General features: G+C 72.8%; 17 protein-coding genes. 11 read left to right on the top strand and 6 right to left on the bottom strand.

Features of this window, described 5'->3' with window-relative positions; translation table 11 throughout:
• The first annotated feature begins 27 nt into the window (after positions 1-27).
• From ACWDRR_RS01870 to ACWDRR_RS01860, 3 genes are all read left to right on the top strand, one after another.
• Entirely contained in the window at positions 28-648 is a 621-nt protein-coding gene (locus ACWDRR_RS01870; protein WP_449770197.1) for a class I SAM-dependent methyltransferase, read from the top strand.
• 114 nt (positions 649-762) lie between these two features.
• A complete protein-coding gene (locus ACWDRR_RS01865; protein ID WP_449770196.1) occupies positions 763-1,281 on the top strand; it encodes a nucleoside 2-deoxyribosyltransferase in 519 nt (172 codons plus the stop codon).
• Positions 1,282-1,438: 157 nt separating this feature from the next.
• Positions 1,439-2,809: a M1 family metallopeptidase gene (locus ACWDRR_RS01860; protein ID WP_449770195.1), complete on the top strand. Its 1,371-nt coding sequence runs from the start codon at positions 1,439-1,441 to the stop codon at positions 2,807-2,809.
• A gap of 91 nt (positions 2,810-2,900) precedes the next feature.
• Here the strand turns inward: ACWDRR_RS01860 and ACWDRR_RS01855 are convergent, their stop codons facing one another.
• Complete coding sequence (locus tag ACWDRR_RS01855; protein WP_449770194.1) at positions 2,901-4,517, bottom strand: ADP-ribosyltransferase domain-containing protein; 1,617 nt, start codon at positions 4,515-4,517, stop codon at positions 2,901-2,903.
• Between the two features lie 278 nt (positions 4,518-4,795).
• Between ACWDRR_RS01855 and ACWDRR_RS01850 the strand changes: the two genes are divergently transcribed.
• On the top strand, positions 4,796-5,473 hold the full coding sequence (locus ACWDRR_RS01850) for a macro domain-containing protein (protein WP_449770193.1): 678 nt from the start codon (positions 4,796-4,798) through the stop codon (positions 5,471-5,473).
• 86 nt (positions 5,474-5,559) lie between these two features.
• On the opposite strand, the gene ACWDRR_RS01845 is transcribed toward ACWDRR_RS01850, so the two are convergent.
• The gene (locus ACWDRR_RS01845) at positions 5,560-6,798 is read right to left on the bottom strand and encodes a phophatidylserine decarboxylase associated domain-containing protein (protein WP_449770192.1); all 1,239 of its coding nucleotides are present in this window, start codon (positions 6,796-6,798) and stop codon (positions 5,560-5,562) included.
• Between the two features lie 369 nt (positions 6,799-7,167).
• Here ACWDRR_RS01845 and ACWDRR_RS01840 point away from each other — a divergent pair, with 369 nt between their 5' ends.
• Positions 7,168-8,247, top strand: a complete 1,080-nt coding sequence (locus ACWDRR_RS01840) for a restriction endonuclease (protein WP_449770191.1) — start codon at positions 7,168-7,170, stop codon at positions 8,245-8,247.
• Positions 8,248-8,341: 94 nt separating this feature from the next.
• Positions 8,342-8,890, top strand: coding sequence for an NUDIX domain-containing protein (locus ACWDRR_RS01835; protein ID WP_449770190.1), 549 nt, complete (start codon positions 8,342-8,344; stop codon positions 8,888-8,890).
• A 118-nt stretch (positions 8,891-9,008) separates the two neighbouring features.
• Here the strand turns inward: ACWDRR_RS01835 and ACWDRR_RS01830 are convergent, their stop codons facing one another.
• Both ACWDRR_RS01830 and ACWDRR_RS01825 read right to left on the bottom strand, forming a co-directional pair.
• Complete coding sequence (locus ACWDRR_RS01830) at positions 9,009-10,253, bottom strand: cytochrome P450 (RefSeq protein ID WP_449770189.1); 1,245 nt, start codon at positions 10,251-10,253, stop codon at positions 9,009-9,011.
• Between the two features lie 75 nt (positions 10,254-10,328).
• A complete protein-coding gene (locus ACWDRR_RS01825) occupies positions 10,329-10,463 on the bottom strand; it encodes a hypothetical protein (RefSeq protein ID WP_449770188.1) in 135 nt (44 codons plus the stop codon).
• 249 nt (positions 10,464-10,712) lie between these two features.
• Between ACWDRR_RS01825 and ACWDRR_RS01820 the strand changes: the two genes are divergently transcribed.
• The 5 genes from ACWDRR_RS01820 to ACWDRR_RS01800 all read left to right on the top strand — a co-directional run bounded on the left by ACWDRR_RS01820 (position 10,713) and on the right by ACWDRR_RS01800 (position 15,058).
• Positions 10,713-10,841, top strand: a complete 129-nt coding sequence (locus ACWDRR_RS01820; RefSeq protein WP_360634607.1) for a hypothetical protein — start codon at positions 10,713-10,715, stop codon at positions 10,839-10,841.
• Positions 10,842-11,004: 163 nt separating this feature from the next.
• Positions 11,005-12,159 carry a hypothetical protein gene (locus tag ACWDRR_RS01815; protein WP_449770187.1) on the top strand — a complete coding sequence of 385 codons (1,155 nt, stop codon included), beginning with the start codon at positions 11,005-11,007 and terminating at the stop codon, positions 12,157-12,159.
• Positions 12,156-13,049 carry a phytanoyl-CoA dioxygenase family protein gene (locus ACWDRR_RS01810; protein WP_449770186.1) on the top strand — a complete coding sequence of 298 codons (894 nt, stop codon included), beginning with the start codon at positions 12,156-12,158 and terminating at the stop codon, positions 13,047-13,049. Before ACWDRR_RS01815 ends, ACWDRR_RS01810 begins: the two co-directional genes overlap by 4 nt.
• 13 nt (positions 13,050-13,062) lie before the next feature.
• Entirely contained in the window at positions 13,063-14,451 is a 1,389-nt protein-coding gene (locus ACWDRR_RS01805; protein WP_449770185.1) for an MFS transporter, read from the top strand.
• Positions 14,452-14,782: 331 nt separating this feature from the next.
• On the top strand, positions 14,783-15,058 hold the full coding sequence (locus ACWDRR_RS01800) for a hypothetical protein (RefSeq protein ID WP_449770184.1): 276 nt from the start codon (positions 14,783-14,785) through the stop codon (positions 15,056-15,058).
• Positions 15,059-15,078: 20 nt separating this feature from the next.
• On the opposite strand, the gene ACWDRR_RS01795 is transcribed toward ACWDRR_RS01800, so the two are convergent.
• Positions 15,079-16,080 carry a LuxR C-terminal-related transcriptional regulator gene (locus tag ACWDRR_RS01795; RefSeq protein WP_449770183.1) on the bottom strand — a complete coding sequence of 334 codons (1,002 nt, stop codon included), beginning with the start codon at positions 16,078-16,080 and terminating at the stop codon, positions 15,079-15,081.
• Between the two features lie 478 nt (positions 16,081-16,558).
• A complete protein-coding gene (locus ACWDRR_RS01790) occupies positions 16,559-17,368 on the bottom strand; it encodes a methyltransferase (RefSeq protein ID WP_449770182.1) in 810 nt (269 codons plus the stop codon).
• Positions 17,369-17,467: the final 99 nt, after the last annotated feature.

Here is a 17,467-nt window from a genome sequence, read left to right as displayed (position 1 = left end):
CCACCCCCGCAACCCCAAGGGAGACCCATGGAGAGCCAGACCAAGCCCGCGATCGAACTGATCGAGCAGAACGGCGAGGTGACCCTCAGCATCGGCGGCGAGCAGGCCATGCAGGCCTGGGAGCGGGACCTGATGTGGGCCAGCGCCGACATGCTCTGCGAGTACGGCCAGGACTTCTACGAGGTGGGGCTGGGCCTCGGCCTGTCCGCGCTGCGGATCGCCGGCAACCCGGCGACCCGGCAGCACACCGTCCTGGAGCTCTTCGACGAGGTCGAGGACCTCTTCCGGGCCCGGCACCCCCAGCTGCCCGACAACCTCGCGATCGAGCGCGGCGACTTCTTCCAGCGGGTCTTCGAGCTGCCGTCCGAGAGCATCGACGGGATGTTCTTCGACCCGGCCCTCGACATGGAGGTCTGGACGAACGCCGAGCTGTGGGCCAGGACCATGCCGGAGGTCGTCCGGGTACTGCGCCCCGGCGGGGTGTTCCTCCCGTTCTTCAGCACCAAGCCGGAGCTGCGCTGGCAGTACCTGCCGCACTTCCGCTCGATCCGGGTCGAGCGGCACCCGTTCGTCGCGTACGACACCACCGAGTACACCCACGGCGGCACCACCGGCGACGCCTACATCCAGTGCTTCCGCAAGGACTGACCCGGCCCACCGCTCCAGCCTCGGGCCGGCCCGGCCCACCACCGCGCCGGCCCGCTCCCACCCGGCCCGCTCCCACCCGACACCGCGCACCGGCGCTGCTCCGGAGGTATCCCCATGACCATCACGCTGACCAACGGTTCCCGCCCCGACCTGGGCATCCGTTCGGTGTTCCTCGCCGGCCCGTTCATCCAGCTCCTGGACCCGGAGACCGGTGAGATGCCGGCCGAGGCCCGGGCCCCGTTCGACGTCCTGATCAAGCACTTCGAGTCGCAGGGGCTCTCCGTGCACAACGCCCACCGCCGGGAGGCGTGGGGGGCGGAGCTGATGCGGCCGGAGCAGTGCACCAAGATCGACCAGGACGAGATCCGCAAGGCCGATGTCTTCGTCGCTCTGCCGGGCCACCCGGCCTCCCCGGGCACCCACATCGAGATCGGGTGGGCCAGCGCCTTCGGCAAGCCGATCGTGCTGCTGCTGGAGCGCGGCAGGGAGTACACCTTCCTGGTCCAGGGCCTGCACACGGTGGCCTCGGTGGAGTACGTGGTCCACACGGACCTCGCCGACTGCCTGCCGGCGCTCGACCGGGCGGTGGACCTGGCGGTGCTGAGGCAGCGGGAGGGCAACGGCGACCGTTGACCGGCCGGCGCCCGGCAGTCGGTGGCCGGGGCCGATCGCGTTGCGCGCGGCCCCGGCCACCGACTCCCGGCTCCCAGCCACCGACTCCCGACTCCCGACGAAACAGGCTCCTGCGGAAACAGGCTCCTGAGAAGACAGACTCCCGAGGAAACACCCGATGAGCAGCCCGCCCGCCCGGCTCCTGGCCGCCTTTCTCGCCTGCCTGGCGCTGATCGCCACCGCGACGGGCTTCGCGCCGCCCGGCGGCGGGCGGCGCGCCGGGCCGGCCGGGACGCCGGCGGCGGCCGCCTACACGGTCGAGCTGACCGGCGACGCCACGGGCGGCCAGTGGTCCGGGCACGAGCGGGTGAGCTTCACCAATGTCTCGGCGCGGTCGCTCCCGGAGGTCTTCCTACGGCTCTGGGGCAACGCCCACGGGGGCTGCGCGGCGCCGCCGGTCACCGTGTCGCACCTGGTCGGGGCCGCCGCGGCCGTCCTGTCGGCGGGCTGCACCGTGCTGCGGATCGCCCTGCCGGCGCCGCTCCGCCCGGGAGAGCGCCACACGATCGGCTTCGACCTGGACATCCGGGCGCCCGAACTAACCGACCACGCCGGGCGGTTCGGGCGGCACGGGGCGTACAGCCACTTCGGCAACGCCCTGCCGGTGCTCGCGGTCCTGGACGCCGCCGGCTGGCACCTCGACCCGTTCACCGACACCGGGGAGTCCTTCTACGCCCTGGCCGCCGACTTCACCGTGGTGTTCGACCGTCCGGCGGGCCTCGGGGTACCGGCCACCGGCAGCTCGGCCGACGCCCCGGGCGCCGCCGGACGGACCGTCACCACCGCGACGGCCCGGCAGGTGCGTGACTTCGCCTGGTCCGCGGGTCCGTTCCACACCGTCTCCGGAGTCTCCGCGGGCGGGGTCGCGGTCACCGTCCAGGCCACGGCCGGCGTCGGCGCGGCGGACGCCCGGGCCATACTCTCCACCGCCGAGTCCGCACTGGACGCGCACGCTCGCGCGTTCGGCGCCTACCCGTACCCGGAGCTGGACGTCGTGCTGGACAACGACCTCTGGTTCAGCGGCATGGAGTACCCGGGGTTCGTCCTGGACCGGGTGAAGACGACCGCGCTCGTCCACGAGATCGCGCACCAGTGGTGGTACGGCATCGTCGGCGACGACCAGTACCACCAGCCCTGGCTGGACGAGTCCTTCTCCGAGTACGCCACCGACCTCGCGCTCGGCCGGGACGGCGCCGGCTGCTGGAGCACGGTCGCGTGGTCGGAGCCGCAGGAGCGGATCACCAACGACATGGCGTACTGGGACGGACACCCGGCCCGGTACGGGGTGGTCGTCTACGACTACGGCGCCTGCGCGCTGCACGACCTGCGGCGGCTGATCGGCGCGGACGCGATGGCCCGGCTGCTCCGCGGCTACGCCCGCGCGCACTGGTACGGCGTGAGCAGCACCGCCGCCTTCACGGCCGCGGCCCGGGCCGCCACCACCGAGGACCTGACCCCGTTCTGGGCCGCCCACCGGATCGACACCTGAGCGGGGCCGGCCCACCGGCCCACCGGCGTACCCGGCCCGGCCCGGCCCGCTCCGTGCCGGCGCGGCCCGCCCCGCTCCAACACCGCTCCGTTCAGGAGACGAGGGTCTGCTCCGCCAGCTCCGTCAGCGTCACGGTGCAGAGACCGCCGCGCTCGGTCTTCACGTCCGTCACCTTGAGCTGGGTGCCCGGCAGGAGGATGTACTCCTCCTCGCCGGTGAACGCGGAGTAGCGCTGGATGCCCGTGGCCCGGACGGGGAGCACCTGGAAGAGCGTCCGCCGGCCGCGGCTGCCGAGGAACCCCCGTGCCACGCCGAGCTGGGGCGTGCAGGAGGAGACGCCCCACCAGGTGACGGTCCGTCCGAGCGGGTACTGCGCGCGCAGGTCCAGCGCGACCCCGCGCCAGAGCGGCTCCGTGCGGGCGGGGAGCTGCGACACCGCCGAGAACAGCAGCCGCAGGTACGGGAGGTACGGGACGATCCGGCTCCGGTCCGGGGAGCGCAGGATGGCGTTGATCTCCCGGTAGAACGCGGACTCGCAGGTGTAGAGGTAGAGGGCGGCGATCGCCTCCGCGGAGAGCCCGCCGGTCGCCTCCTCCGCCCGCCCGGTGCCGAACGCGTGGGACCGCTCGATGTGCCGGTCCAGTCCGGACAGCAGCTCGGCCACCGGGGCCACGGCCTCCCGGAACTCCATCAGCGGGGTGTCGAACACCCCGGTGATCGCGGGGAGGACGAGCCCTTCGTCCTTGACGCTCGCGAGCCGCTCCAGGTACAGCTGGTGCAGCTCCATGGTGGACGCGATGAACGCGCCCATGCGCTCGGCGGTGTCGCCGCCCGCCCCGCCGGCCTGTGCCGCGTGCTCGTTCCACCCCTTGGCCGGGAGCCAGTCGATCGCGTCGGCGCCCAGCGACGCGAGGGCCGCGTTCACCGTGGCGAAGTGGTCGCCGTCGCAGAAGATGTCGCCCTGCGCCGCGGGGTTGGCGTGGTCGATGTGCCGGACCTCGACGTCGGGGTACTTCTTCTGCAGCTGGAGGACGACCTTCTTCAGGCTGCGCGCGTGCGCTCCCCACCACGCGAAGACGACGCCCCGGTCCTCCTCGTCGGCGTTCTGCTTGGCCCTGAGGATCTCCTCGACGATCCGCTCGGCGACCGGCCGCCAGAACGCCGTGTGCCGGTCGGTCGCCGTCGTCCCGTCGCTGCTCGCGGTGAGTGCCGCGTTCAGCAGCAGGACGCCCTGGGTGAGCATCGCCTGGAACCACTCCGGCGGCTGCACGGTGTCCTGCTTCTTCAGCAGCGCGCGTATGTCCGCGATCGGGGTCTTCTTGGGGATGCCGTGCTTCCACATCGCCGCCGCCTTGATGATGCAGCGGATGCTGACCACCCGGCCGAACTGGCTGTCCTTCCAGTCGTGGAAGGTGTTGTCGAACATGGCGATGCCGGTCGCGCTCTCCGGCCTCGGGTACGGGTTCTGGCCGAAGACGACGACCTTCCACCGGTGCGGCGCGTTGGGCTTGAGCGCCTGGAAGGTCAGTTCACGGACGGGGACGACGTCCGGGCCGCGGCCCGGACCGATGAACGCGGCCGCGTCCGGCTGCGCCTCGATGACCGGCTTCAGCAGCGGAAGCCACGGTTCACCGCCGCCCTTGAAGAGTTCTGCGAGCGCCAGCGGGTCACTCGGGTCGGACTGGGCGGGGGCGTTGGCATCGCTCATGGTGGTGTGACTCCGAACAGCCGTGCTTCGGCGGACATGACGGGACGCCGCACGGAGCGACGCCGGCAACCCGGCCGCCCGTGATGGCCCGTCATATCTGCGGCGGACTCCACTGTTGTACCGGCCGGGTCCGACAGTCGACGGCCGGCCCGGCGCCCCGGCTCGGTACCCGGGCGGCGTACCCGCGGGAGCCGGCGCCGGGACCGAGGGCGGCCTGTCAGTGGGGCCCGATAGCGTCATGGCCAGTAGGGGAACCGAGTCTCGAAGGGGAGTGGACCATGACCACGGACCGCGCGCAGTCGCCGCTCAGGGTGGTACTGACCGACATCAACGCGCCGGTGGTGGAGGCCTGGCGGGCGGCGTTCGCCGACACCCCGGGAATCGAGATCCGCCAGGGGTCGATCCTCGACGAGGCCGTCGACGCGTGGGTCAGCCCCACCAACTCCCGCGGCCGGATGGACGGCGGGGTCGACGCCGTGGTCAAGCGGCACCTGGGAGCGGGCATCCAGCTGCGCGTGCAGCGGGCGATACGCGACCGCCACGCGGGGGCGCTCCCGGTGGGCAGCGCGGTGTGCGTGCCCTCCGGGGCCACCAACCCGAAGTTCCTGATCTCGGCCCCGACGATGCAGGAGTCCTCGCAGAACGTGAGCGAGACCCTGAACGTGGCCCTGGCGTGCGCCGCCGCGTTCCAGGCGGTCCACCGGCAGAACCGGCTGGCCCCGGGCAGCATCGGGTCGGTGGCCCTGGTCGGCATGGGTGCCCGCACCGGCCGGGTACCGGCGCGGGTCTGCGCCAACCTGATGTGGACGGGTTACACGCTGTTCAACGACCACGCCTTCGAGGACGACGACGACCTGCGCAGCACGATCCTCGCGCAGCTCGACGACCTGGAGAGCGCGCCCGCCGCGAAGCGGGTCCGCATCACCCCGCCCGCCCGCCGCACCGCGCGCCGCTGACCGGGGCGCCCGACGCGTCCGCCACCCGCCTCGGGCTCCGGGCCGGCCGGAGGGCCCGGCGGAGTGCGGAGGTCCCGCGCTCACGGTCACCGAACGGCGGTCGCGATCCTCGCGCTCACCCGGATCTTCGTGTTCGGCTTCAGGCCGTCGGCGAACCGGACCTTCCCCGGCTCGAAGACCAGGCACATGCTGGAGCCGCCGTAGCTGAACCAGCCCAGTTCGTCGCCCTTCTTGACCGGCTGGTCGGGCTTCACCCCGATGGTCACCGATGAGATCTCGGTGATGCCGATGGGGATGACGCAGACCATGCCGATCTTCGGGTCCGGGCTCTCGATGAACACCAGACCCCGGGTGTTGACGGAGGCCTGGTAGCCCTGCGAGTACGTCCCGGCGGTCGGATCCTCGCCCGCGGACTCCGCGTTGCTGAACATCAGGCCGTCGACGACCTCGGCGCTCCTGACGACACCGTCGATCGGCGAGCGCCAGCGGTGGTAGTCGGACCCGGCGAGGAACGACTGGAAGACGTCCCCGTTGAGGAACCTCGTGGTGTACGGGCTGCCGTTCAGCATGTCGACCAGCGAGTAGGGCTGCCCCTTGAGCCAGAACTCGTCGGTCTCCTTGATGTTGCGCGCGATCCTGAACACGGTACCGTCGTTGGCCGAGACGACCGCCGCCGGATCGGTGTCGACGGGCCGCTTCCCCGGGAGGAGTTCCCGGTGGAAGAACGCGTTGAACGAGGTGAAGCCCCAGTGCGGCTTCTTCCGGTCCGCCGCGGTGACGTACTCGTCGAGGTCGAACTCCTTCGCGGCGGGCGGGGAGAGCCAGCCGTTCTCCTTCTCGGTCAGGACGCCGAGACTCTTGTCGCCGTTCAGGTGGTCGCACCACTCCTTCAGGATCCGCTGGACCGCCCGGTTGAACTTCTCGTTGCGGAACAGGGCTTCACCGGCCGGCGTCATCATCATGTAGACGAAGAGCGCCGACATCGGGAAGAAGACCCGCTTCTCGCGGTTCGGGTTGTACTGCGGCGCGGTCCTCCTGATCAGGTCGAGGGCGGCGAGCAACTCGTCGACGCCGTTGATGTACCGGTGCGGCGGTGGAACCTCCTCGATCATCTGGGTCACGTACATCCGGATGATCCCGTCACGCTTGATCAGCTGCTCCAGCTCACGAACCCCCGGGCTGAACTTCTCACCTCCGACGCCCAGTTGCAGGGCGAGATCGGCCTGCCACTCGTCGATGGCCTGCCGGCTCTCCGGCAGGTAGCCGGCGACGCGCGCAAACAGGTTGTCGTACTGCCCATCGAGAACAGCCTCTGGGTAACCCACGGATCTCTCCATCCCGAAGTGTCCGAATCACAACTCCTCGGCCAGTGGTACCACCGCAAAGGTCAATCGTGTACGAAGACATGCGGGGGTACCGGAACTTCGCCCGCCGCAATGAGCGACCACGCCCGGCGCGGGGTATCCGTCGCCACCTGGGCGAGAAGCGATGTTCGGCCGGCATCGACGGACGATCGGAGCATTTCCAACTCCTTCTTCCCCCAGGTCAACTGACGGATCGACAGTCATGTTCATGCTCGCAGGAGCGCTCGGGCGCAGGGCCTACTATCAGTTCCGACACAGGACTGACGCCGCGTCGGCGATTCGTCTACCGTGACGCCTGCCCAACCAGCCACCCCTGCAAGGGAGCACCGTATGGCCCGGAGCCGGAAGCTCCATCGCCTCAGCAACCCCGACACCAGCGAGCGCCACGCGCAGCGCATGCTGTTCCGCCACCTCCGCGACGACACCAACGCGAATCGCGGCCGGATGGCGAAACGGGTTCGCGAGCTCCAGCTCCTGCTGGCGATGGACCCGGTCGAGTTCGAGCAGCTCATAGCCCGGTTGATGGAGGCCATGGGCATGAAGGTCGAGCTCACGGCACGCTCGCGGGACGGCGGGGTGGACGTCCGCGGGATCGACACGGACGCCTTCCGCGGCGGGAACGTGATCGTGCAGGTGAAGCGGTACCGGGACACGGTGACACCGTCGGCCGTACGGGACTTGTACGGCACGCTCCAGCACGACCGGGCCGCGACGAAGGCCGTCCTCGTCACCACCAGCCGGTTCGGCCCGAGCTCGCACCAGTTCGTGGCGGGCAAGCCCATCACGCTGATCAACGGTGCCGAGCTGGTCGGCCTGCTCAAGCACCACGGTTTCCACGAGGTGTTCGCGCCCGCGCACCACGGCTCCGCCGACGCCGACGACCGGAACGCCGACGACCTGCCCGCGATCGAGCTGGCCACCGAGCCCGCCCGGCTCCTCCTGCACTGGACCGGCGAGGAGGAGTACGACATCGCCGCCCTGGTGTGCCAGGGGAACAGGGCCCTGTCGGACGAACATCTGGTGTTCTACAACAACGGCTCCACGCCCGACGGTTCGGTGCGGCTGGTCACCGGCTACGGCGACGCGAACGCCTGCCTGATGGTGGACTTCGACGCACTTCCCGCCGACGCCGACCGGCTCGTCATCGTCGCCGCGGCCGACACCGGGAACCACCCGGCGGCCACCATGGCCGGGTTCGCCGGACCGGCGCTGATCCTCGAAGCCGGCGCCGACCAGGCCCCGGCCGTGGTGCACCTGGCCGACGGCGCGGCGGCCAACACCGCGATGCGCCTCGGCCGGTTCGATCGCGACGCCGCCGGGAACTGGGACTTCACCCCCGCCCTCGCCGGCTACCCGGGGGGACTGCACCAGGCGGTCGTCGCCTACGGCCTGGAGGTCGAGGACGCCTAGCGCCGGGGCGTCCGGACCTGGCCCGGACCCGCAGCGCCCCCGCGGGATCGGCTCGCAGCAGCACCCTCACCGTGATCACAGAAGGGAACTCCCGATGAGCCGGTCCGACGCCCCCGCGCCGGAGACCGCGACGAAGGTCAGGCCCCGCGTCCAGGTGGTGGCCGGGCTGGTGCGGTCCGGGGACCGGATCCTGCTGGTCCGCGAGGTCGTCGCCGACGGGGGCCCGCTCGCCTGGTCCCTGCCGGGCGGCGGGGTGAAGGCGGGCGAGCTGATCCACGAGGCCCTGCGCCGCGAGCTCCGGGAGGAGACCGGGCTGGAGGTCGGCGAACCCACGGGCCTCGCCTTCGTCGTCCACCACGACACTCCCGAGTACCCTTCGGCGATCCTTTGCGCGCTCGCGTACGACTCCTGGGAGGGCCGGATCACCGTGTCGGACGATCCCTCCGGCGACATCGTCGAGGCGCGCTTCCTCCCGGTCGACGAGGCCCTGCGGGCGATGGCCGGGACCACCGGGCCGCCCCATCACCAACCGGTCGTGGAGTACCTCCTCGGCCGGGCACCCGCCGGCACCGCCTGGATGTACCGCAGGACCGAGGAGGGCACCGACGAACTGGTCGCGCGCATCGCACCCGTAGGCCCGTGACCGCCGGGCGGCAGGCCCTCGGCATCGGCGCGGGACCGTGCGGGCTGACAGCGGCCCGCGCCCTGCACCGGTCCGGCGTCTCGTCGTCGACCGTGAGAAGGGCGCTGCACGGACGGGCTCAGGGCCGGATCGCGGACCAGGTCGCGGGCAGCGGGTCGAACCAGCCGATGACCCGGCCGCTGCCGTCGTGGGCCGAACCGGCGACGGTGACGGGCGCGACGTACAGGTCCTCGACCCGGCGGGCCAGGGCCGCGATGGCGACCTGGAGCTGCATCCGGGCCAGCGCGGCGCCCGGGCAGTGGTGGGCGCCCATGCCGAAGCCGAGGTGGGCGTTCTCGCCGCGCTCGACGTCGAAGGTGTCCGGGCGGGTGAACGCGCGCTCGTCCCGGTTGGCCGCGCACAGCGCTCCCACCGCGACCTCGCCGCGCCGGATCAGCGTGCCGCCGATCTCGACGTCCTGCGCGGCGTAGCGGGGGAAGGTCGAGGTGCTGTGGAACGGCGTGAAGCGGATCAGTTCCTCGACGGCGGACGGCACGAGGTCCGGCCGGCGGCGCAGCCGCTCCAGGTCGGACCGGTGGTGCATCAGGGCGCGCACGAAGTTCGACAGCATCAGGACGGTGTTCTGGAGCCCGGGCAGGAGCAACCGCAGGGCCGCCGTGACGAGTTGACGGTCACCGAGGCGGTCGTCGCCCTCGCCGCGGGCCCGGATCATGGAGCTCAGCAGGTCGTCGGCACCGGCACCGGCCGCGTCGCGTGAGGCGATCAGAGCGGCCAGGTGGCGGGCGAGGGCGCGCCGGTCCTCCTTGTCGGCCTCCGACGGGGGCGACGCGGTGGTCGCCGCGCCGAGCAGCAGCGCCCGGACCTCGACCCGGTCCCCGGCGGGCACGGCGAGCAGCTCGCACAGGACCTCGGCGGCGAGCGGTTTGACGAACAGGGCCATCAGGTCCACGGGCGTCCGGTCGCCTTCCGGGCCCGCGACGCTGTCCAGCCGGTCCGACAGGTCCAGCCGGTCCAGCAGGTCCTCGGCGGTCCGCTCCGCGGCTCCGCGCAGCCGCTCGATCTGCCGGGGCTTGAGACCTCCCTTGGTCACCCGGTTGACCTGCGCGGACGTCAGCGCCGGGGCCTTCTCCGGTGCCGCGGCGGCGCCCGGCTCCGGCGGGGTCAGCCCGAACCGGCTGTCGGTCAGGATCCTGCGGACGTCGGCGTACCGGGAGCAGAGCCACGCCTCGCCCAGGTCCCGGACCTCGACCCGGCGGAGCCCCTCGGTGTCGCGCAGGCCGGCGTAGCGGTGGTCGAGGTCGAGGAGATGCGGCTCCCCGAAGGGGTAGCGCGGCACCTCCGGTGCGGGTTCGGGGTGAGTCACCGTGCGTTCCTCTCTGCGAGGCGGGTGCGGACCGACGCGGGGCCGGACCGGGGACGCGGGGTCGGACCGGGACGCTCAGGAGCGCGCCGCGACCTGCCAGCCGAAGCCGTCGTCGTCGCCCCCGACGCCGACCGCCGCGGCCACGGCGGCGCTGCGGACGAGCGACCGGTGCAGGTCCGAACCGGGCTCGGTGCCGGCGAAGTTGCTCATGGTGATGCCTCCGGGAGGTCTGCGGGGTGGGGTGTCGGAAACCTGTATACAGCGGCTTCCCGGCCTGGTCAGCCCCTTGCACCGGCCTCGGGCCGACATGGCAGGGACAGTCCGTTCCGGCGCCGGGAGGCCGGTTCAGGCCACGTCCACCGGGGTGCAGGAAGTGACCACTACCGCCCGCTCCGGCCCGGGCCACAGCATGGGACCAGTCAGCAGCCCGCTGACGACCACCAGCCGAAGGAGACTGCAATGTCTGCGTTCGAGGAGCTTGAGGAACTGGTCAACACGATGGCCGCCGCCGAGCCGGCCGAGGTCGACGAGGACGGCATCGGCGACGTGGCGTGGAAGGTCTCGTACTCGACCTTCTACAACAACTAGTCGTTGCCGGCAGGGGCACCCGCCGCACCGCGTCGGAGGATCTCCCCTCCGGCCGGGCGACGGGTGCCCCTGCCGCGTCCGCTGCGCCTTCCCCCACCGCCCGGGCGCGCCGTGCGCCCGCGGATCCGCCCGGCGGGTCCCCGTCGATCCGAGGAGCTCGACCATGAACTTCGTCATTCCGGACGAGAAGGTCCAGCAGGGCATCAAGGTCCTGCTGGACGACTACGTCCTCATCGAGAGCACCGACACCTTCGTCATCACCTACACCCCGGACAGCCGTGACCCGGCGGCCTGGCTGGCGCTCGCGCTCCGGCACCGGGGCTTCGCGACGCCGATCGTCCCGATGCGCAAGCTCGAGGACCCGGAGTTCGCCGGGCGCCTGGAGGCGGTGCTCCCCGACCCGGAGACGCTGCCGGGCCGCCTGGTCGTCCTCACGCTGGAGCGCGACACCATGTCGCACTTCAACGTGTTCGAGAACGCGCTGAAGAGGTTCGGCGGCGACCGCACGATGATCCTGCGGATCATCAGCGCCTCCACCGCGTTCTTCACCAAGTCCCTCAACCTCGCCCCCGCGCAGCTGACCCGGTTCAACGCGACGCTGCTGGAGCGGGTGAAGCCGGCCCGCAAGGTGCGGGTGACCAGCCGCGGCGGCACCGACCTGACGATCGAGCTCGACGCGGACAAGTACCACTGGATCAGCAACCGGGGCGTCTGGCGGCCCGGCGGCTTCACCATCCTGCCGGCCGGCGAGGTGGCGACCTACCCGGTCACGGTCGACGGCGTCCTGGTCGCGGACGGGGCGTTCAACGCCAACATCATCACCCCGCTGAACGCCAGCCTGGCCGCCAACCCCGTCCGGGTGGAGATCGAGAACGGCCAGGCGGTCTCGCTCAGCTGCGCCGACCCGCAGCTCGACGCGATGTTCCAGCTCTGCCTGAACAGCCCCTACGGCCGCAACGTCGGGGAGTTCGGCCTGGGCACCAACCGCGGCATCGACGAGTTCATCACCGCCAACTCGCACATCAACGAGCGGCGTTGCGGCGTGCACCTGGGGTTCGGCCAGCACAACCAGCGGGTGAGCAAGGTCCCGTACATCGCGGACGTCCACCTCGACCTGATCACCGCCGGGGCACTGGTCTGGGTCGACGACGACCCCGAGCCGATCGACCTGGAGACCTTCGCCGCCACCGACGCGGAGCACCCGGCGGACGCCCTGGACGAGGACATCACCGGCGACTGCTGCGGCCTGGGCTACGGCCAACTGGAGGGCCTGGCCGCGTGCGTCGCCCCCGGCAGCCCGGTGCGGGTCCAGCGATGACGGCCGCGGCGAACGGCACCGCGACGGCCGCCCCGGCCCCGGTCTCAGCGCCGGCACCGACCTCGGTCCCGGCCCCGGCCCCGGCCCCGGTCTCCGCCGAGGAGTTCGCCCGGCGCGGGTACGTGATCCTGCGCGGGATCCTGGACGCCGAGGAGGTGGAGCGGGCCCGGGCCCTGTGCTCCGGCTACCTGACGGGCACCGGCTCGCAGGAGATGCTCACCAGCGACTTCCTGGCCGACGACTTCCTGGCCGGCATCGTGCTGCGCGAGCGTGTGGTGCGCGCCGTCAAGGAACTGCTCGGCGACGACCACCCGGTGCTGTACCCGAACTGCACCGCGCGCAAGAACGTGTACGTCCCCTGGCACGTCGACGCGACGTTCGTCGGACCGACCGCCGCCTACGTGTGGGAGCCCGGGTTCGCACACGTCCAGTGCGGGCTGTACCTGCAGGACAACGACCCGGTCGGCGGGGGCGGGATCGACGTGGTGCGCGCCTCGCACCTGATGTCCTTCGACGGATACGGCACCACCGAACCGGAGTTCGACATCCCGGCGCGGACGGTGGGCGAGTCGGACCTCCGCGAACGCGTCGATACCCGGGCGGGCGACGTCGTGGTGTGGAACGCTCGTCTGATGCACACCAGCACAACCGTCGTGCGGGACCCGGGCCGGGAGAAGTTCGGGGTCTTCTTCAGCTACGCCCGCACCCATGTGCGCGACAACCACCGGTTCCTGAGCCAGATCGCCGTGGACTCGATGCGCACGATGAACGGCGTCTCCCGGCTCATCCCCCGGCTGGCCGAGATCGCCCGGATGCGGTACCCGGAGAGCTTCCCGGCCTGGTTCGCCCAGGAGGCCGCCGACGCGGCGGTCCGCATCGTCACCCTGTGAAAGGACGCGCGACGTGACATCGACGACCCTGGCCGGCGGGGGTGAGCAGACCTCGGCGTCGCCGGTGTTCCCCGACCGCCCGTTCCGGGCCCTGTGGGCCGCAACCGGCCTCTCCCAGGTGGGTTCGGCGGTCAGCAACGTCACGATCCCGATGTGCGCGGCGGTCACGCTGGGCGCCTCGGCCCTGGAGATGACCTCGCTGGCGGTGGCCGAGGTGCTGCCGTCCCTGCTGATCAGGCTCCCGGCGGCGGCGTGGTCCGACGGGCTGCGCCGCCCGCGCGCCCCGATGATGGCGGCCTGCAACCTGGTGCAGGCCGCCATCATGGGGGCCATCCCGCTGCTCTGGTGGTTCGGGGCGCTGCACATCGTGCTGCTGATGGTGCTGGCCGCGGCGGCCTCGGCGGCGCTCGGGGTGTACTCCGCGCTGTCCAGTCCGCTGCTGGTGCAGATCGTCCCCAAGGCGCACCTGGTGGAGGCCAACGGGAAGATCTCGGCGACCCGCAGCATCGCGGACATCAGCGGGCCCGCGCTCGGCGGGGCGCTGCTCGCCCGGATCGCGGCGCCCTACGTGGTCCTGGTCGACGCGCTGTCGTTCCTGGCGTCCGCGGCCCTGCTGACCCGGGTCCGGCCCGGGAAGGCCGACGAGGCCGGCCCGGCGGCGGACCCGACGGCCGGCCGGCCGGGCACCGACGGCGGCGGCGCCGACAGCAGCCCCGGCGGCGACGCCGGCACCGGTGCCGGGGGAGGCACCGGCGGGACCTCGAAGCCCGCGAGACAGCGGCTCGGCGCCGCCGCCAACGTGCGGCTGGCGCTCGCGATGGCGCGGCAGTCCGGCGTCCGGGCGATGGTCGCGGTGGCCTTCGTCAACGGCCTCACCCAGCCGGTGCTCGTGCTCTTCCTGGTGCGGTCGGTGCACATGCGGCCCTCGCTGATCGGCACGCTGCTGGCGCTCGGCGCGGTCGGCGGCGTGACCGGCGGCATGCTGGTCGGCCGGGCGCAGAAGCGGCTCGGGTCGGGCCGCACGCTCGCCCTGGGCACCGGCGTCAGCCTGCTGTCGCTGGCCCTGCTGCCGTTCACCACCGCCGGGCCGAGCGCGATGGCCGGGCTGGTGCTGCTCGAACTCGCCGGCAGCTTCGGGGGGACGCTCCTGGTCGCCACCGTCTTCGGGAGCCTGCAGGCCGCGGCGCCCAAGGACCGGATCGCCCAGGTGATGGCCATGGCCTTCGTGCTGCTGCAGGCCGCCAACCTGATCGGGGTGCCGGTCGGCGGAGCGCTGGCCATCGCGTTCGGGACGCGGTGGGCGATGGTCGCCGCGTTCGCGGTGATGGCCGCCGTGCTGGGCCCGCAACTCCTCCGCTGGGCCCTGACCCGGTGGGCACCGGACCCGCCGATCTCCGTCTGACCGACCGCCGGCCGGCCCGCCCCGGGCGCCGGGCCCTGACCACGGCCCCCGGACACCGGCCCCCGAGTACCCGAGCACCCGAGCACCCGTCAGGCCGCCCGCACGCCAGCGCCCGCGCACCGCGGCTCCCGCGCACCGGAGCCGCGGCGGCCGGGCGGTGGAACGGGCGGCGCAGCGGGCTCGGGACCGGCTCGCAACGAGGCACGTGAAAGGTTCAGCGTGAATGCGCAACGGCTGAAGTCCGACCAGCCGGCCGGAAGGGGACGCGGGCGCGACGGCGCCCGCACCCCCCGGACCGGAACGCACGCCCCGGCCGGGAGCGGGTCGACCCGTGTACCTGACCAAGACCACGGTTGACACCCCCGGCGCCGCGCCGCAGTCCGCGCGGGAACTGCACCGGCACCTGCTGTGCAGCAGGGCGGGCACCGACTCCCTCCAGCACGCGCGGATCGAGGTCCACGAGGGCTTCGTGGTGTTCAACCTCTACGTGCAGGCCCGCGACCTGCTGGACGCGGCGCGGGTGGCCGTGCAGCTCTGCCGCCGGACCATGGCCGGCGCCGGCACCTGCCCCGACTGGGCCGTCCGCTCCACCGAGGTGGGGCCGTAGGGCCGCCGGGCGAACGCGCCCTACTCCAGGTCGTCCGGGGTGATCCAGGCCCGCGAGACGGCCTGGGCCCCGGCCTGGAACCTGCTGCGCGCGCCGAGCCTGGTGTGCAGGTCCGACGCGACCCGGCGGGCCGTGCGGACCGAGACGCCCAGCTGGCGGGCGATCGCCTCGTCGGTCAGACCCGCCGCCAGCAGCCTGAGCACCTGCCGCTCCTGGCTCGACAGCCCGTCGTCGTCGCGGCGGCGGGCGGCGCCGAGCACCGTCGCGGACCGCCAGACCGAGTTGAACAGCGCGGTCAGTGCCGTGATGATCCCGACGCTGGAGATCACGACCGCCGCGGTGCCCTCCTGCTCGGCCGTGTCCAGCGGCACCACGGCCACCCGCCGGTCGACGATCAGCATCCGCAGCGGGAGCGACGCGGTGGTGCGCACCTCGCTGCCGAGCCCGCTGAGCCACTGGGCGTACTCCAGGGTCGGCCGGTGGTTGCGGACGCTGTCCTGGTAGACGGTGCGCAGCCGCACCCCGCGGTCGATCGCCTCGGCGTCCAGCTCCCGGCTGGCGTTGATGTTCTCCTCGGACTGGGCACCGCCCGGCATGAAGGAGCTGGCCTCCCACTCGCAGCCGCGCGCGAGTTCGCTCAACCGGTCGCGGATCGCCTCGATGCCGGACAGCCGCTCGATGCCCGGCTCGGTCTCGGCCGGCCGGCTCTCGGCACGCTCGGCCAGCAGGGTGGACAGTGCGGCGGTGCCCTCCTCGATCTGCTGGTGCCGGCGGGCCATCTCGGCCTGCTGACGGGCCACCAGCGCGGAGAGCCCGATCTCCGGCCGGACGGCTCTCGGCGCGGGCCGGCCCGGGAACACCTGGAGCAGCGAGATCCCGGTGAGCTCGTCGAGCGCGACCCGGATCTGGGCGTGGTCCACGTCGAGCCGGCGGGCGAGGACGTCGAGGCTCTCGTCCGGGTGCTGGAGCATCGCGAGATAGACGGACTCGGCGAGGCTGCTCAGCCCAAGCCCTTCGAACATTGACCACTCCCCCTGACCCGGCCCGGCGGCTGACGTCGGCGCACAACTCCTGCCTGATCTCGCCATGCACATTTAATCCGGCAATTGACTTCACAGATTGGCACTTGACGTGGCCCCCCACAAGCGGGCCTGCGCAGGCGGATCGGCGGCCCCGGCACCGGTGTTCGGTCCGCGAACGGGTCCGCCGACGGGTCGCCTCCCGGGCCCCGGCAGGCTCGGGATCAGCGGACCACCGTGGTCGCGCGGCATCCGCGGGGCGCCCCGGTGCCGTCGGGGCCGGTCCTCGACGCGGCGCCGCCGGCGAGCGCGGGCCCCGCGTTGGCAGGATCCTGCCGGACCCCCGGCGCACGGCAGGGGCCCGGCGCAGTCACCCGGGCTCCGGCGCACGCCCGCGCCACCGGCGCACGGTCGCGGCACCGGCGGTCGGCGCCGGGCAGCCGAGCCGTCACGGCCGTCGGGACCGGGCGCGTGGGCGGGGCTACCGGGGCTCGGCCCCGCGCCGGGCGACGAGGTGGAAGAGCCGGGCGAGGCCGCGGTAGGGGTCGCGCAGTCCGGCCTGCCACTCCAGCTCGCACAGGTCCGCGAACTCCTCCGGCGACGGCTCGCCGGACCGGTGGTCGGAGAAGACCCGCACGCCGAGCCACTCCACCGTCGGCGCCCCGCGCGCGGCCAGGCGCCGGCCCAGGTCCTGCGGGGTGTCCGGCCGGGTCGGCAGGTACTGGTCGCCCTGCTCGGCGGACTCCAGCAGGGTCGCCAGCGCGCCGCGCCAGTCGCCCTGCAGCCCGTCGCGCATCGCCTGGGAGTCGCGGTTGACGGTGAGCAGCGAGACCAGGCCGCCGGGCGCGGCCAGCCGCACCAGCGCGTCCAGCATCGGGTCCGGATCGGCGAGGTACAGCAGGACGCTGTGGCAGCAGACGAGGTCGAACCCCGTCCCGACCAGCTCGGGTGCCTCCTCCCCCAGGCCCTGGACCAGGCGTACCCGGCGGCCGACCTCGGGGGGCTCCGCGGCGACGAGGTCGGCGGCGGCCCGGAGCAGCGTCTCGTCGTTGTCCACCACGGTCACCGAGTGCCCGGCCCGCGCCAGCAGGATCGCCTGCCGGCCGAAGCCGCCGCCGATGTCGACGACCCGGCAGGCGCGCTGCGGCAGGTGCCGGGCCAGCGCGCGGGTGACGAGCTGGAACCGGACCTCGCCGCGGATGCCCCGGGCGTGGTCGAGGTAGGCGTGGGCCCGCTCCCGCGCGGAGTCCGTCCACATGTTCCGCTCCGGCCAGGCGGCGGGTTTCGTCATCTGCGTCGGTCCCTTCCTGGTGCCGTCGTGGTGCCGACGCTGCGGGACCTCGGCGGGCGGATCCCGGTGGGAGCCGGCTCGCAGCCAGTGTCCCGCTCC

Source organism: Kitasatospora sp. NPDC003701 (assembly GCF_053587085.1).
This window is presented reverse-complemented; position numbering and strand designations above follow the sequence as displayed.

Excerpts from the sequence above, each read along its gene's own strand:
- ACWDRR_RS01870 (WP_449770197.1), top strand. The coding sequence starts at position 28 with ATGGAGAGCCAGACCAAGCCCGCGATCGAACTGATCGAGCAGAACGGC.
- ACWDRR_RS01865 (WP_449770196.1), top strand. The coding sequence starts at position 763 with ATGACCATCACGCTGACCAACGGTTCCCGCCCCGACCTGGGCATCCGT.
- ACWDRR_RS01860 (WP_449770195.1), top strand. The coding sequence starts at position 1,439 with ATGAGCAGCCCGCCCGCCCGGCTCCTGGCCGCCTTTCTCGCCTGCCTG.
- ACWDRR_RS01855 (WP_449770194.1), bottom strand. The coding sequence starts at position 4,517 with ATGAGCGATGCCAACGCCCCCGCCCAGTCCGACCCGAGTGACCCGCTG.
- ACWDRR_RS01850 (WP_449770193.1), top strand. The coding sequence starts at position 4,796 with ATGACCACGGACCGCGCGCAGTCGCCGCTCAGGGTGGTACTGACCGAC.
- ACWDRR_RS01840 (WP_449770191.1), top strand. The coding sequence starts at position 7,168 with ATGGCCCGGAGCCGGAAGCTCCATCGCCTCAGCAACCCCGACACCAGC.
- ACWDRR_RS01835 (WP_449770190.1), top strand. The coding sequence starts at position 8,342 with ATGAGCCGGTCCGACGCCCCCGCGCCGGAGACCGCGACGAAGGTCAGG.
- ACWDRR_RS01825 (WP_449770188.1), bottom strand. The coding sequence starts at position 10,463 with ATGAGCAACTTCGCCGGCACCGAGCCCGGTTCGGACCTGCACCGGTCG.
- ACWDRR_RS01820 (WP_360634607.1), top strand. The coding sequence starts at position 10,713 with ATGTCTGCGTTCGAGGAGCTTGAGGAACTGGTCAACACGATGGCCGCC.
- ACWDRR_RS01815 (WP_449770187.1), top strand. The coding sequence starts at position 11,005 with ATGAACTTCGTCATTCCGGACGAGAAGGTCCAGCAGGGCATCAAGGTC.
- ACWDRR_RS01810 (WP_449770186.1), top strand. The coding sequence starts at position 12,156 with ATGACGGCCGCGGCGAACGGCACCGCGACGGCCGCCCCGGCCCCGGTC.
- ACWDRR_RS01795 (WP_449770183.1), bottom strand. The coding sequence starts at position 16,080 with ATGTTCGAAGGGCTTGGGCTGAGCAGCCTCGCCGAGTCCGTCTATCTC.
- ACWDRR_RS01790 (WP_449770182.1), bottom strand. The coding sequence starts at position 17,368 with ATGACGAAACCCGCCGCCTGGCCGGAGCGGAACATGTGGACGGACTCC.